This window comes from Vibrio penaeicida, from assembly GCF_002933855.1.
In the GTDB taxonomy this organism is placed as follows: Bacteria; Pseudomonadota; Gammaproteobacteria; order Enterobacterales; family Vibrionaceae; genus Vibrio; species Vibrio penaeicida_A.
Genome location: NZ_BFAQ01000013.1, coordinates 231,041 through 246,201, shown reverse-complemented (window position 1 = coordinate 246,201; position 15,161 = coordinate 231,041). Strand labels below are relative to the sequence as shown.

Genomic DNA, 15,161 nt, shown 5'->3' with positions numbered 1-15,161 from the left:
AGAGAGATGGAAGACACTGTAATGAAGCCCACTCCAGGGCGAAGAGGTGGTGCGAAACCTGCACCAGCAGCGCCAACACCGCCTACTCCACAAGAAGGCGACAGCACAGTATTGCTAACAAAAGTAATTCGTGAAGAAAAATCATCAAGCGTCATTGCTTTTGGAAAAAATTTGCTACTTGCTGAAGCCAATGTTGTTCTGTCTTTAGTTGGGCAAATTCGTGCAACGGCTCAATATGGTGATGTGCAACAATTACGCGATGCGTTTGTGCAAAAAGTTCGTGATTATGAAACGCGCTTACGTTTACAAAATGCTCGTAACCAAGATATTGATACAGCAAGATTTTGTTTGTGCTGCCTTATTGATGAAACCGTCTTGAATACGGTCTGGGGTGGTCAATCCATCTGGGTGGACAATTCACTGCTCTCTACTTTCTATTCTAATACGCAAGGCGGGGAACAATTCTATGATTTCCTCGACAAAGCTATGTCCGCCCCAACGGAAAGCTTAGATATTCTCCAGCTTCAATATATTTGCATGTCCTTAGGATTCGTTGGGCGATACCGACTTGAAAAGAATGGTATCGAATCCCATCGCAGTCTTAGACAAAGAGTGCATGATGTTATTACTGCTGTGAGCGAGCGTCCGCCAAAAGTACTTAGTGATGGATGGCAAGATAAGGTTCGCATAGGTGAAGAGACGACTGAAAGTACACCAGTATGGGTAACGTTATCTATAGCTGGCGCACTATTAGCTGCAACGTACATGGGATTCAATTATAAAATCAACGAAGAGTCGAACCAAACATTCGCAAACCTACTTAACCTTATCCCCTCCGTAGAGATAACTGAATCAACACCTTTGGCAGATGTTGCACCTGTAGCTAAGCGTATTCAAGACTATCTAGCGACAGAAACAGAGCGTGGAATGGTTGAGATTCAACAGTTGCCCGATCGAGTGAGAATTTCATTTTCAGCCAACGAGCTATTTGATTCTGGAAGTGCCGAATTAGTGCAGCACATCCGCCCTGTATTATCCAAAGTAGGGCGTTCACTTGAAGGGACCAAAGGGCGAATCATGATTGTAGGGCATACCGACAATAAGCCTATTTTCACAAGTAAATTCCCATCAAATTGGCATTTATCTCTTGCACGAGCGACTTCAGTTACGAATCACCTAGCATCGAGCAGTAACTTAGTAGGTCGATTGATTCCTGAAGGAATGGGGGATGCAAGGCCTCTTGTTGACAACGATACAGAGGCAAATCGTGCGAAAAACCGAAGGGTCGAGATTGACTTAATGGTGGTTCAAAGAGCAGCAGGAGAAGAACAGTGAGTTTGAAAGCGGTAGGTAAATTTGTCAGCCAAAAGTGGTTTGTCGGCTTAATCGGTTTGATCGCCCTTTCTTTAATGATCTGGCTAGTTGGACCCTTGATCGCTGTAGCGGGTCATGAACCTTTAAAGAGCGAAACATCACGATTTCTAGTCCTACTTGGTCTTATGTTTATCTGGGGCGTGGTTAATATTCGTCAGCAAAAGAAAGAGAAAAAAGAAGAAGACGAAAGTATACAGTCGCTACTAGAAGTAAACGCACAAGAAGATGAAGAGTCGGCAGCGGAGATAGATCTGCTAAAAGGTCGAATTGATCAAGCGATTCAAGTATTAAATAAATCAGGAAAGCGCGGAAAACAAAGTATATATAAGCTTCCGTGGTACGTTTTAATTGGTCCTCCAGGAACAGGTAAGACGACAGCGTTGGCAAATTCTGGTTTGGAGTTTCCACTATCAGACAGTTTAGGGCAAGACCCACTTTCTGGAATCGGTGGAACGAGACATTGTGATTGGTGGTTTACTAACAAAGCTGTACTTATTGATACCGCGGGTCGTTATACAACTCAAGACAGCCATTCAGAAAAAGACTCTAAAGCATGGTTAGGTTTTTTAGGTTTACTTAAGAAATACAGAACTAAACGCCCGATTAATGGAGCGATTGTTGCCGTTAGTTTGGTCAGCTTAATGAGCCAAACTCGTACTGAGCGAGGAATGCATGCTAGAGCAATTAAAGCACGTATTCAGGAACTAAAAAATCAACTAGGGATGCAATTTCCTATCTACATTGTGTTTACTAAAGCGGATTTAATTGCAGGTTTTAATGAATACTTTGCCGATTTAGAAGACGAGGAAAGAGATCAGTTACTTGGGTTCATGTTCCCTGAATCTTGTGATGATGAAAAAGGTGTAATCTCTCTTTTCAACAAAGAATTCCATCACATGCTCGAGAGTTTAGATAAGCGCATGAACAAGCGCCTTGAGCAAGAAACCGATCTAGATAAGCGTGCGCTAATTTTTGAATTCCCTAAACAACTTCGTATGCTTCAAGCCAATGCAGATGAGTTTTTGGGTGACATTTTTGCCAAAAACGCTTTTGAAGAATCAACCATGATTCGTGGCGTATTTGTCGTTAGTTCGGTGCAAGAGGGAATGCCGATAGACCGCGTGATGAACGAAACTTCATCGGGTCTCGGACTGTCTCAACTTGCACTCAAAACAAGCTCTAAAGAATCGGTGAGTTACTTCATTCGCTCTCTGTTTGAAGACATCATTTTTAAAGAGCAGTACCTTGGCAGTGTAAACCGTCATCACCAAAAGCAAAACCGTTGGGTGAAACACGGCGCATTGGCGTTGAGTTTAACCAGTGTTGCGGCATTTGGTGCGATTTGGTTCCAAAGCTTCCAGTGGAATCAGCAGCTTATTGATGAATCAGACAGCAGAATTGCAGAAATCGACAGTCAAGTGAAACGCATTGACTTTAACTTCGAAGATAACTTAATTGAGTCACTGGCGTTGCTCGACCAAGTCATGCAGTTACCAATGGGGTACGCAGGCTACTACGAAGATGTTGATGGTATTAAGAAGTTTGGCTTGTATCAAGGTGACAAGATTGGTCAACCTGCAAAAGCGGCGTATCACCAAGCGTTAAAGGGATATTTTTCTAAGCTTTTGGAATCTGCGTTGATTGAAGAAATGAATGAAAATCAAGCGCATCGTGAATACCTGTATGAGACTCTAAAAACCTATTTGATGTTATTCAATACAGAAAGATTTGATCTTGTTCATGTAGAAAGTTGGTTTGAGCTTTACTTCGAAAAGAATTTCCCTGGAGAGTTCAATGAAGAAAAGCGGGCTTCTTTAATGCTGCATACTAAAAACCTACTTCAGAATGACGATTTAGGCCTGTACGTTAATCACGATGCGGTAAGAGATGCGCGAAACGTCCTTACGCAACTGCCTTTGGCCGAGCGTGCTTACCAGCGTATGAAATTACAGTTCATAAAAAGCCACGTCCCATCTTTTAGAATTACCGATGTTTTGGGATCCCAGAGTCTTAGTCAATTTGAAAGAAAGAGCGGAAAGCCTCTGTCTGCGGGTGTTCCTGGTTTTTACACGTTCAATGGCTTCCATAGTATTTTCCAAATGCAAATAAGCCGAACAGTTAAGAACTTGATGGAAGATAACTGGGTCTACGGGGACAATATTGATATCCAGACTGTTGATCACGATCTGGCTGTTAAAGGAGTGCGAGAGAGGTACTACCGAGATTTCATCTATGAATGGGAATCTCTAATTAATGATATTTCTCTTAAAGCGACGCCAAGCTTAGAATTAAGCCTGATTCAAAGCCGCATCCTTTCCAGTTCAGAAAGACCCATTGAATCCTTCTTGAAAGCGGTACAGAAAGAAGTATCACTTACAAAAGTTTCACTGAGTCAAAATGAGAAAGTTGCAGCGGAAGTCGCGACGAAAGCTGCTGATGTTGCTCTTCATAATAAGAAGAATGCAATAGGGCGTTTTATGCCTACCGAGAATACCAATCTTGCCATTTCTCTTCCGGGCAAAGAAGTAGAAAGAGCATTTGAAGGTATTGTTAAGATTGAGCAGCAAGACTTTGAGTTAATCAATCAGTCATTGGTTGGCTTACGTGAGTACTTAGCTGATCTTTCTAGCTCTGGTAATAATCAAAAACTTGCCTACAAGAGTATTTTAGATGGCACGGTGACTGAAGACGTCGCTCGTTCTCTTAAACGTACAAATGCCATCTTACCTTCACCGTTCAATCGCTGGTTAGTAGGTTTGTCTTATGAATCCACACGCTTGGCGGAAAAGGGCTCACAGGTACACCTGAATCAGATTTGGAAATCACAAGTTGTTAAAGCTTACGAGCGTAGTATTAAGGGACGGTATCCGTTTAGCCCAGCTGCTAAACGTGAGGTGAACCTGAAAGATTTCAAACGTTTCTTTGGCTATGGTGGAACGTTAGACAGTTTCTTCACAGATTACTTGGAACCGTTCGTTGATACATCTGGACGTAAGTGGCGTTTTGAAAAGGAAATCGGCGTTAGCCAAGAAACGCTTATCGTATTCCAGCGCGCAGAGAAAATTCGTCAAACGTTTTTCGAATCAGATAACTCAGTCAAGATAGATTTTGGATTGAGACCTAAATATCTCGATCAACACATCTCAAAGTTTAAGCTCGAACTGGGTGCTCAAAAGTTGGTTTATAGCCATGGACCTGAAAGGACACAAAGCTTGTCGTGGCCTTCAAGTAGCTCCGAAACGCGCATTATTTTTATACCGCCAAACTCGTCACGAGAAATATCTCATACCTACGAGGGACAGTGGGGGCTATATAAAATGCTGGACCAATCTCTAAAAGCGCGTCCTGAAACAAGAAAAGATAATATCGTAATGATTGATCTTAAAGGCAATAAAGTTCAGTTGGAGCTGATTCCAACCAGCACAATTAATCCATTTTGGTCGAACGATATGGAGCGTTTCTCATGCCCTCAAACCTTATAACAGAGCAGTGGGGCTATTTTGGAAAAATTCCAGCAAAGGGGGACTTTATACAAGAGTCCCTACCATTGGATTTTTTAAAAACTTGGCAAGATTGGCAACAAGCCATTCTAGCTGTCAGTCGCGAACAGTTAGAAGAAAGTTGGACTAACCACTACATGAACGCGCCTATTTGGAACTTTGCTTTACCGGCCAATGTTTGTGGAGAGAAAGCCATGATTGGCACAATGATTCCCAGCGTAGATTCGGTAGGTCGTTACTACTTTTTTACTCTAGCTCGACCTGTAGATGGAACAGCAATTTCATACTGGCTTGATAGGGCTTGGAGTGAAAGAGCAGAAGAACAGGCGTTGGCTGTTCTTGAGGACAATTTCCAGATAGAGCAATGGAATGCACAGCTGTTGAATGAAGCGTGGGAAGCTGTTCTGTCTCGTGATCCTGTCTTAAAGGCGACCCCAATGAGTGGGGAGTTTCAAAACCTCATATACGAAGAACAAATCCCGCTAGAAGGAGACCATCTCCTTCAACATTTATTGAAAACACAACTTCCAAGAACTTGTTTCTGGTGGACGGAAGGATCAGAAAACATTCCGGCTATTTCAACTTTTACCGATGGTTTACCAGCCGTTGGGCAATTTTCAGCCATGTTGGATGGCAATTGGGATCAATGGAATTGGTAAGGAGTAAAATATTATGAATTGGAATATCTTTACCTTTTCAAAAACCCACCCAGGGAAAGTGAGACCCTATAACGAAGACTCGCTTCTTGATTTGTCTGCTAAAAGAGTTTGGGTAGTAGCAGATGGAATGGGAGGGCATGAAGCTGGTGACATCGCGAGTCAAATGTTGGTCGATACAATTGAAAAGTATGCAAATGAGCATCAAGACTTTGCCATTGATGATCTAAGACGCGCAGTACTTCAGGCTAACCAGTCAATTTATGAATACGCGAAATCAAACCTCGACGGTAAAACTATGGGTACAACATTGGTTTTGTTGTACATACAAGATGGTTTCTATCATTGCTTGTGGGTAGGAGACAGTCGAATTTATTTGATGAGAGACAATCAACTAGTGCAAAAAACTCGCGATCATAGCCAAGTTATGGATTTAGTTGATCAAGGGTTGTTGAACTTTGAGGACGCAGAGAGCCATCCACTGGCTAACGTGATAACCAGAGCTATCGGTGTTGAACCCGACGTTGTTATAGATCAGGTATCGGGTCAGTTGGTGCCGGGAGATCAGTTTCTTTTGTGTAGTGATGGTTTGACCAAAGAGCTTAACAATTCCGAGATATCACGAACATTGCAAGCTGATGCTGTGAGCCAGTCAGGTTTAGCCTTAATGCATTCCGCGTTAGTTCGCGGCGCGCAAGACAACGTGACGTGTGCTCTTATCAAAGCGATGGCGGCTGAGTATTCCGCAGAAGTCGCACAATCGAATGATGCAACCGTTCCTATTTTTGCAAGAGGTCGCTAACCATGGTTTATGAAGCGTCAGATTTTGAATGGATAGAACAGGCACTGTTGCCTATATCACCAGAACTGCCATCGGGTACCGATCCAAGGTCAGATATCAGTCCTCAGTCTGCCTATTTTCGCTTAAAAGACTTAAGAATGGTTGCGCGAAATGAAGAGCGTAATGCAGTCATTTCAGAAGAGCCTTTGTCGAGTTATGTAAATTTGTGGAGCGGTTTTTTGGAGACCGTCCCTGAACAACTTACCGATCAGTCCAAAGATTTAGAACTCGTAGCATGGTTAATCGAAGCGATGACCCGAGCGTACGGATTCAAGGGCTTTGCAGAAGGTTACTCGCTGGCAGCCGGCCTGATTGAAGGATTTTGGGAAACATTACACCCAATGCCCGACGAAGATGGGATCGAAACACGCGTCACACCAATTATTGGTCTGAATGGTATGGAGAAAGAAGGGACTCTATTGTTTCCAATTTCATCCATTCCACTAACAGAAGCTTATACAGGTCAGTCCTATGCCTACTGGGAATACCAGCAGGCCATTGATTTAGAGCGATTAGACGAAGACAAAAGACGTCAAAAAATTGATTCAGGAGCAGTTGATCTTAAATCAATTCAAGATGCTGTAGCACAAACGTCGAAAGAGTTTTATTTACAGCTGGGAAGCGAATTAGAACAGGCAATCGCAGCATTTGACCGATACAGCCACTCCATGGATGAGGCTTGTGGTGAAGTTATGCCTAGCTCTCATATTCAAAAGAAGCTTGAAGCTATTCAATCTGCGCTTAATCACTTGGCGGGCGACAAGCTCAAGGCGGAAGTTGAACCCGTGTTGGAAGATGAACCAGCAGAATTAGAAGAATCTGAAACTAATGAAACAAGCGCACCAGTTCAAGCAGGACAATTGCTGGCAGCCAATTTAGCTTCAAGGGAACACGCAATTGAACAATTGCAAAAGATAGCCGAATTTTTTAAAGAAACTGAACCGCACTCTCCCGTTTCGTACTCAATCGAACAGGTGGTGAGGTGGTGTGATATGCCTTTGCCGGAGTTACTGGCAGAGCTTATTTCTGATGGAGAAGCCAAAAATGGCTACTTCCGTTTGGTTGGCATAGTAGACCAAAATGGTGAATAACAAAAAAGGGAGAGTCCTATGACGAGTATCCACTCGAAACTGTCACGAGTAAGGAAGCCTCGTGTCCATATTACGTACGACGTAGAAACTGAAAACGCTTCACTAAAAAAAGAGTTGCCTTTTGTTCTAGGCGTTATGGGTGATTTCGCAGGCCATAACACTGAAGCTCTGAAGCCTTTAAAAGATCGTCGCTTCATTCAAATTGATCGAGACAACTTTGATGATGTTTTGAAAAAAATGAGTCCGAGTCTTTCTTTCAAGGTTGACAATAAGTTGGCTGATGATGATTCAACCTTCAGCGTTGATCTTCAGTTTAAATCGCTGAAGGATTTTGAACCGGCATCGATTGTTAACCAAGTTGACCCACTACGTAAGTTAATGGAAACGCGTAATAAGCTTCGAGATCTTATGACAAAAGTGGACCGTTCAGAGGAGCTTGAAGATGTCCTTGAGTCTGTTCTGAATAACACCGACAACTTAAGCCAGTTGGCGGGTGAATTGAACCTGAATGGAGACGGTTCTGGTGATAAGAAAGAGGGAGGTGAGTAAATGAGTACTCAAACTGAGCAGCAGTTAGATCCTACTACTGGTGAACAGAGCGTATCTTTCTTAGATCAAGCTATCGGTGCGACTAAGCAAACCGAGGCTTCGCGAGCTGAAGAGTTAATCAAAACATTAACTGAAGAAGCGATGAAAGGCACGGTTACATGGAACAAGAATTTAACGGTAACGTTTCGCGAGGCGATTTCAGCTTTAGATGCGCAGATTTCTAAACAGCTTGCTGAAGTAATGCATCACCCTGAACTTCAAAAGCTTGAAGGTACGTGGCGTGGGTTGCATTACCTTACATCTAACTCAGAAACCAGTGCAACGCTTAAGATTCGATTGATGAGTCTGACCAAAAAAGAGCTGCACAAAGATCTGAGTAAAGCGGTAGAGTTTGACCAAAGCCAGATCTTCAAGAAAGTGTACGAATCTGAGTTTGGCAGTGCTGGTGGTGAACCTTATGGTGCCCTTATCGGTGATTACGAATTCACCAACCACCCTGAAGATATTGAGACATTAGGTCTAATGTCCAATGTTGCCGCAGCAGGTTTTGCACCTTTCCTATCAGCTGCTTCGCCAGCATTGTTTGGCTTTGATGAATGGACTGAATTATCGAAGCCACGTGATCTCGAGAAAGTATTTGAATCACTAGAATATGCGCAGTGGCGTTCATTCCGTGAAAGCGATGATTCCCGTTTCGTTTCTTTAACTATGCCTAAAGTACTTGCTCGTCTTCCATACGGTGAAGCAACTGCACCCGTTGAAGAGTTTGGTTATGAAGAGTTTGATGTAGACCCAGTATCAGGCATTGCAATTAATGCAAAGCACAATGATTACTGTTGGATGAACTCATCCTATGTAATGGGCGCGAAACTAACGGATGCTTTTGCGAAATATGGGTTCTGTACTGCTATTCGCGGTGCTGAAGGCGGTGGTCGTGTTGAAAACTTACCAACACACTTCTTCCAGAGTGATGATGGCGATCCGGACATGAAGTGCCCAACAGAAATTGGGATTACAGACCGTCGTGAATCTGAGCTAGGTAAACTTGGTTTCTTGCCTCTTTGTCACTATAAGAATACGAACTACGCTGTATTCTTTGGTGCTCAAACTTGTCAAAAACCTGCGAAATACGATAACCCAGATGCGACAGCGAACGCTGCAATTTCGGCTCGTCTTCCTTATATGATGGCGACATCTCGTTTTGCACATTACTTGAAAGTTATGGCGCGAGACAAGATTGGTAGCTTTATGGAAGCTGAAGATGTTGAAACATGGCTAAATCGCTGGATTCTATCTTATGTGAATGCATCTGAAGGTGGCGGTCAGGAAATTCGCGCGAGATATCCGTTAGCAGACGCTAAAGTCGAGGTGAAAGAAATTCCAGGAAGCCCAGGTTCTTACAATGCTGTTGCATGGTTGAAGCCGTGGCTACAAATGGAAGAACTGACAGCATCATTGCGTTTAGTTGCAAAAATTCCTGAATCAGGAAGCTAATGAAGAAAAATGGCTGGCCTTCGGGTCAGCCACACTTATTATGACAGAACTTCAATTTGCAGACCCAGAGCAGCTCGTTCATGACGTACAGAAGCCAAATGAACCAACGTTAGATGCTCTTTGGATAGATCGATTCCTAGATATTCAGTCTGACTCACACTCGTTACGTTTTTGGTGTGATGCTAACAATATTTCTAATTATGAAGATATGAATCAAAGCCTAATGAGCGTGATTGATTTAATCGATGAAATTTTGAATGAGCAATTGAATGTGATTCTTCATGATGATTGCTTCCAGCAATTAGAATCAAGTTGGCGTGGCGTACAGTATTTAGTTAATCAAAAAGAGAGCTTTGGTTCGGAGCAAGAATCAAAAATCAAAATATTGTCATGCAGTTGGGAAGAGTTGAGGCGAGACAGTCAGCGCGCTATAGAATTTGATCAAAGTAGTCTCTTCAAACTCATTTATCAAAATGAATTTTCTACTCCCGGTGGAGAACCATTTGGGTTGATTGTTGGAGACTATTGCATTTCACATCAAGCAGGAACGAATAAGCTTGATAGAGACATGACGTTAATCCGGAAGATTGCTCAAACTGCAGCCGCTGCGTTTTGTCCATTTTTAGTTTCTGCTACGCCGAGTTTGTTTGGTGTCGACACGTTTGCCGAGTTGGCAACGATTTTAGATGTGCAAGCCCAATTCGACCAATTGGAATATGAGAACTGGCGCGCAGTAAGGGCAAGTGAAGATGCCAAATTTGTTGCTGTTACCGTACCTTATGTTTTGATGAGGCAGCCATATAAGTATGATGGAAGTCGATTGGAAGCTTTCGCGTTTAAAGAGAAAGTGAGTGATTCAGAAAGTGATTTTCTTTGGGGAAGTGCTTCTTTTTGTTTCGCCGCCACGGTTTTAAGAGCTTATAGCGAATCAGGGTGGTTTGCTCATATTAGAGGGCTTAAAGCGGGAAGTTATGGGCAAGGTGTCATTGTGCCTCCTGTAAATAGTCAAACTCAATTTCCGGGAAAAGCCAAACGATATCGTTCTCCGGTAAATTATCAGGTTTCTGAGTCGAGAGAGTTGGCACTATCGGATTGTGGTTTTATACCATTGTCACCCGTCTCAGACAGCCCACTTATTGCGTTTACTTCGAACTCATCGTTGCATAAACCAAAGTTGTTCGAAGAAAAAGGAATCACGGTCAACTCGCGACTTTCCTCAATGCTGCAATACACCCTTTGTGTTGCGCGTATTGCTCATTACATAAAAGTTATGGGAAGAGACAAAGTCGGGAGTTACCAAAATGCAGTGTCAATTGAAAGCGATTTTCAACGTTGGCTGCATCAATACACAACAGCGTCAGATGAAGCTTCAGATGAACTAAGGGCTAAGTATCCCCTCAACGAGGCTCGAATCCAAGTAAAAGAAAAACAAGGTAGTCCCGGACACTACTACTCAATATTACATTTAAGACCTCATTTTCAACTTGATCAAATGGTCTCAAGTGTTCGGTTAATAACAGAGCTCTCTCCAGATAAAGCGTTTTAAATAAGGAAAGTCACATGTCAGATTGGCAGCAACTACTACGTCAAGCAAAGTTACAAGAAACGATCGATTCTGTAATTCAGTCTATTAAATCAAATCCAAAAGATGCAGCTCTTCGTAGCTATTTCATTGAACTTTTGTGTATCGATGGGCAGTTAGAGCGAGCAGATGAGCAGTTAATGCAAGCAATAAAGTTGTTCCCTGAGTTTTTGGCTGGCGCTAGCCAAATTAGACATCTGGTTAAAGCCGCTCAGGCGCGAGTGGACTTTTTCCAAGGCGGAGCAACGGCGAACTTCCTTGGCTCTAATGAAGAGCAATATACAAAGCTGACTGAATTGAATTTAGCGATACATGAGCAAAGAGAACAAGATGTTGAGTCAATTAGTCATGCGTTAGAAGAGTTACGACCTGATACCCCTTTGTTAATCAATGGTACGCAATATGAAGATGTACGTGATATCGATGACTCTTTAAACGGTTTTATTGAATTATTCAGTTCAACGGGCAACTACTATCTGGCGCCGTTAGATCAATTGGTATACCTCAATATCAAACCGGCAACCAATCTTTTAGAGACGGTTTGGCGTCCTGTAGAGTTTGAAATTAAGGGCGTAATTGAAGGCGAAGCTCACATTCCACTTACCTATTCTCGAAGTGAAACAGACGGTAATAAACTTGGAAAAGAAACCGATTGGAAACCAGTATCAGGGGAAGCCGTATTCGCGGGGTTAGGACAAAAAGTATGGTTAGCAGGAGAAGGAGCGTTGCCGTTAGCTACGGTTACCTCTATTGAATCCGCGCCGCAAACCGCCGAAGCGTAGTAAGCCATCATGGAAAAGCGTGCTCACGTTAGTAGTGGTGTTTCTCTATTGGACAAGCTAATTGATCATGACCCTAGAAATACTGCTGATGTGCATTTCCCGCTTAACAATCAGCAGATTGTCCGTGGCTTAATTCGAGATGTGGAAGCGCTATTAAATACAAGACTAAGTTGGGTAAAAGTGGATAACTCTTTACCCGAACTTAGGCAGTCTCTGCTGACATATGGTTTGCCTGACTTTTCATCTATGCCATTTAGTAGCAAAGATGGACAGCAGCACCTCTGCAAAATTGTGAAAGATACACTGCTGGAATTTGAGCCAAGGTTTAAGGATGTCTCCGTGTCAATTATCAACGACAAAGATGATGTTGATCGAGTGTTACGTTTGCGAATAAGTGCAGTTTACGAGCTTGGTCAAAAACATCATGAACTGGTGCTAGATTCAGAAGTTGAACCAGTCAGTCTAGGAATTAAAGTGAGTGAAACAGCATGAGTGATGAGTTTCTCAAGTATTACAATCGCGAACTTGCTTATTTGCGTCACAAAGGTCAGGAATTTGGAAGCACTTATCCCAAAATTGCGGCAAGGCTTAAACTTAGTGAAGAACAAGTAGAGGACCCGCATGTAGCAAGGATTTTAGAAGGTTGCGCATTTCTGACTGCACAAATTAGGCAAAGCTTGGACAACAGTTTTCCTCAGTTAACAGAGGCTTTAATCGGGCAGCTGTTCCCCGATTTTCATGCCCCTATTCCTTCGATGAGCGTGATAAAAATAGACAGTGATGAATCGGCAACGTCAAAAGTTACCGTTGAACAAGGTGAGGCTGTCACACTTGAAGCACCCGGGTTTAAGTCTTGTCAGTTCAAAACATGTTACAAAACAGATGTATTGCCAATAAATATTAGTGAAGCATCGTTTGAAAATGCCCCTTTTCGTGGGCAGCTATTGGATATTGAGAAAGAAGCAAAATCGCTTTTAAAGCTCACGTTAAAAGGTGCGAGTAAAGAAATCGAATTGAGCCAATTGGATTTCGATTCATTGCGGCTTTTCTTTAACGGACAGCCACAAGTTTCTTATCGTCTACTGCAATTATTGCTGCAATCTTCGATTGGTATGGCAGTTGTAGTTGATGACGAAACAACGCGCCAGCTCACGCCAAGGCACGTTAGCCCTGTAGGATATACCGATGAATTTTCGGTCGTTCCTTATAGTAAGCGTAGTTTTGTTGGAAGCCGGCTGTTGGTTGAATATTTCTTGTTTCCTGAGAAGTTTCTTTTCTCGGATCTCGTTAGCCTCGATCCAGTTTGGTTTGGTAGGAATGATGAAGCTGAGATTTGGATTTACTTCGATCAGAGCTGTGATTGGTTAGAAAAGCAAGTCACAAAAGATAGTGTCTTACTAGGCTGTACACCCGTCATCAATATGTTCAGTCATGCTATGGAGCCGACAAGAGTGGTTGCGTCGGAATACGAATTTCCGTTGCACCCTGAGCATTTAGAACCTGATACGACAGAAGTAGTCAGTATTCAAGAAATTGGTGTGCGAAGTTGGCAAATGAAATACCAAAGCCTTCCACCATTTTATGCCGGAGAGCATACAAACTATCTTTCTGAGCATGAGATTTTTTGGACCATGCGAAGAGAAGACAAAAGCTGGGCGGGAGGTTTTGATGAACCCGGGCGTGATGTCTACGTTTCATTTATAGATAAAGATCATAAAATTTTCGCGCCTGAAGGAAGCGACAATTGGGTCATGTCGGCACAGGCTTGGTGTTGTAACCGAAATCTTCCCAAAAAACTGCCTTTCGGCGGTGGTATGCCAAATGTAAATATGCCTGATGTCAAAGATAATTTTGACAGCTTACGATGTTTGGTTGCTCCGACGGAAACCATAAGACCTTCAATGGATTCAAGCTCACGGTGGCAATTCGCCAAGTTACTTACGTTGTCCCACTTTTCAGATGACGGCGGGCTACAAACGTTAAGAGAGACATTGAATTTGTACGCCTTCAAAGCGTCGCCAGAGTCTAAATCAATGATCGATTCTATTGTGTCGATGAAAGTCGAGCCAGCAACCGGACGGGTGAATCAAAAGGGTCGAGTGGGCTTTTGCCACGGGACTGAAATTACTCTCGAAGTTTCTGAAAGTGCGCAATCTAAAGAGCAAATATTCTTGTTGGGAAATGTTCTGTCGACTTACTTTGCTCAATTTGCAGAGATCAACACATTTACAAAACTACGTATTACCTTGAAAGGGTCGGGTGACGTATTTCATTGCTGGCCAGCGTTATGTGGCGAAAAGGTACTGCTATGAAGCGAGAAAACTTTATAGAGGCACTAGACAAGGAGCAGCTTTTTGAATCTCTGCACTTAATTGAGCAGTTTCTTTTGAAGTCTAATGCGAATTTAGGTACCGACCATTTACCAAGTCAAGAAACCATAGAACTGAAAGTTGCCCAACAGTTGGGATACGAAGTTGGTGAATTCACAACAGTGGAATCAAAGCGTAATCAAAGCTTAATCGTAATGACGAATCTGATCGGATTAACGGGTGAAAATGGTGTTTTACCCAAACATTATAGCGAATTGATTTTACAAAGGCTTAAGGATAACGATCCTACGTTACAAGACTTTTTAGACATCTTTAACCACCGAATTCTGTCTCTTTTCTATCGAACTTGGCAAAGCTTCCAACCTGCGGTACAGCACCGAAAAGTTTCTGTGAATGAGTTCTCATCATGGAATCAAGTATTGGAATCCTTGACAGGAGGCTTGGGTAACAGAGCAATTCATTGGGGGGGCTTATTTAGCCAGCCCGTGAAAAGTCGAGGATCTATCCAAGCATGCATGGAATCCCTTTCCGGTTGTGATGTGATTATTCGCGACTTTAAAGGGAAGTGGATGCATCTCACAGAATGTGAGCAAACGCGTTTGTGTTCTAGACGCCTACCTGAAGGGCAGTATTCAGAACTTGGACGCGGGGCGAGCCTTGGAAGAAAAGCATGGAATGTCAATGCAGGATTTATGGTTGAGTTTGTTGCTAAAGGGCAAGAACAGGTGCATGGCATGATGCCCAATGGCGAACGAATTCGTGAAATTAAGGCGTTGTGTAAAGACATACTTGGTAATACCGCTTCTGTTGAATGGAGCCTTACTGCTCAATACAAACACCTTCCTAAAATTCAACTCAAAAAGGGCGGTGGAAGGCTAGCATTGGGAAGTGTACTCGCACCGCACAAACGCTCAGAAAACGGCACCATCACAATTCGAATTTAAGCAATATCAGTTAGGCGA

General features: G+C 42.8%; 12 protein-coding genes. All 12 read left to right on the top strand.

Annotation, left to right across the window (positions count from 1 at the left end; translation table 11 throughout):
* The first annotated feature begins 6 nt into the window (after window positions 1-6).
* From tssL to tssG, 12 genes are read left to right on the top strand one after another with little or no spacing between them, the layout of a single operon-like run.
* Window positions 7-1,335: a type VI secretion system protein TssL, long form gene (gene tssL / locus VPNCDNU1_RS07760; RefSeq protein ID WP_104399841.1), complete on the top strand. Its 1,329-nt coding sequence runs from the start codon at window positions 7-9 to the stop codon at window positions 1,333-1,335.
* Window positions 1,332-4,856, top strand: coding sequence for a type VI secretion system membrane subunit TssM (gene tssM, locus VPNCDNU1_RS07755; protein WP_104399840.1), 3,525 nt, complete (start codon window positions 1,332-1,334; stop codon window positions 4,854-4,856). The genes tssL and tssM overlap by 4 nt, the downstream gene beginning before the upstream one ends.
* Window positions 4,838-5,533 (top strand): type VI secretion system-associated protein TagF, encoded by a 696-nt coding sequence (gene tagF / locus VPNCDNU1_RS07750; protein WP_104399839.1) that lies wholly within the window; start codon window positions 4,838-4,840, stop codon window positions 5,531-5,533. Before tssM ends, tagF begins: the two co-directional genes overlap by 19 nt.
* A gap of 13 nt (window positions 5,534-5,546) precedes the next feature.
* On the top strand, window positions 5,547-6,332 hold the full coding sequence (locus tag VPNCDNU1_RS07745; RefSeq protein ID WP_104399838.1) for a PP2C family protein-serine/threonine phosphatase: 786 nt from the start codon (window positions 5,547-5,549) through the stop codon (window positions 6,330-6,332).
* A gap of 2 nt (window positions 6,333-6,334) precedes the next feature.
* Complete coding sequence (gene tssA / locus VPNCDNU1_RS07740) at window positions 6,335-7,462, top strand: type VI secretion system protein TssA (RefSeq protein WP_104399837.1); 1,128 nt, start codon at window positions 6,335-6,337, stop codon at window positions 7,460-7,462.
* An 18-nt stretch (window positions 7,463-7,480) separates the two neighbouring features.
* Window positions 7,481-8,011, top strand: a complete 531-nt coding sequence (gene tssB, locus VPNCDNU1_RS07735; protein ID WP_104399836.1) for a type VI secretion system contractile sheath small subunit — start codon at window positions 7,481-7,483, stop codon at window positions 8,009-8,011.
* A complete protein-coding gene (gene tssC / locus VPNCDNU1_RS07730) occupies window positions 8,012-9,505 on the top strand; it encodes a type VI secretion system contractile sheath large subunit (protein ID WP_104399835.1) in 1,494 nt (497 codons plus the stop codon).
* A gap of 40 nt (window positions 9,506-9,545) precedes the next feature.
* Entirely contained in the window at window positions 9,546-11,051 is a 1,506-nt protein-coding gene (gene tssC, locus VPNCDNU1_RS07725; protein ID WP_104399866.1) for a type VI secretion system contractile sheath large subunit, read from the top strand.
* 14 nt (window positions 11,052-11,065) lie between these two features.
* Window positions 11,066-11,869, top strand: coding sequence for a type VI secretion system accessory protein TagJ (locus VPNCDNU1_RS07720; RefSeq protein ID WP_104399834.1), 804 nt, complete (start codon window positions 11,066-11,068; stop codon window positions 11,867-11,869).
* Between the two features lie 9 nt (window positions 11,870-11,878).
* Entirely contained in the window at window positions 11,879-12,361 is a 483-nt protein-coding gene (gene tssE / locus VPNCDNU1_RS07715) for a type VI secretion system baseplate subunit TssE (protein WP_104399833.1), read from the top strand.
* Window positions 12,358-14,181, top strand: coding sequence for a type VI secretion system baseplate subunit TssF (tssF, locus tag VPNCDNU1_RS07710; RefSeq protein ID WP_104399832.1), 1,824 nt, complete (start codon window positions 12,358-12,360; stop codon window positions 14,179-14,181). Before tssE ends, tssF begins: the two co-directional genes overlap by 4 nt.
* Window positions 14,178-15,143, top strand: coding sequence for a type VI secretion system baseplate subunit TssG (gene tssG, locus VPNCDNU1_RS07705; RefSeq protein ID WP_104399831.1), 966 nt, complete (start codon window positions 14,178-14,180; stop codon window positions 15,141-15,143). Before tssF ends, tssG begins: the two co-directional genes overlap by 4 nt.
* Window positions 15,144-15,161 lie beyond the last annotated feature (18 nt).

Coding starts and splice junctions, on each gene's coding strand:
- VPNCDNU1_RS07720 (WP_104399834.1), top strand. CDS start 11,066: ATGTCAGATTGGCAGCAACTACTACGTCAAGCAAAGTTACAAGAAACG.
- tssG (WP_104399831.1), top strand. CDS start 14,178: ATGAAGCGAGAAAACTTTATAGAGGCACTAGACAAGGAGCAGCTTTTT.
- tssE (WP_104399833.1), top strand. CDS start 11,879: ATGGAAAAGCGTGCTCACGTTAGTAGTGGTGTTTCTCTATTGGACAAG.
- tssB (WP_104399836.1), top strand. CDS start 7,481: ATGACGAGTATCCACTCGAAACTGTCACGAGTAAGGAAGCCTCGTGTC.
- tssA (WP_104399837.1), top strand. CDS start 6,335: ATGGTTTATGAAGCGTCAGATTTTGAATGGATAGAACAGGCACTGTTG.
- tssC (WP_104399835.1), top strand. CDS start 8,012: ATGAGTACTCAAACTGAGCAGCAGTTAGATCCTACTACTGGTGAACAG.
- tssF (WP_104399832.1), top strand. CDS start 12,358: ATGAGTGATGAGTTTCTCAAGTATTACAATCGCGAACTTGCTTATTTG.
- tssL (WP_104399841.1), top strand. CDS start 7: ATGGAAGACACTGTAATGAAGCCCACTCCAGGGCGAAGAGGTGGTGCG.
- tagF (WP_104399839.1), top strand. CDS start 4,838: ATGCCCTCAAACCTTATAACAGAGCAGTGGGGCTATTTTGGAAAAATT.
- tssC (WP_104399866.1), top strand. CDS start 9,546: ATGACAGAACTTCAATTTGCAGACCCAGAGCAGCTCGTTCATGACGTA.
- VPNCDNU1_RS07745 (WP_104399838.1), top strand. CDS start 5,547: ATGAATTGGAATATCTTTACCTTTTCAAAAACCCACCCAGGGAAAGTG.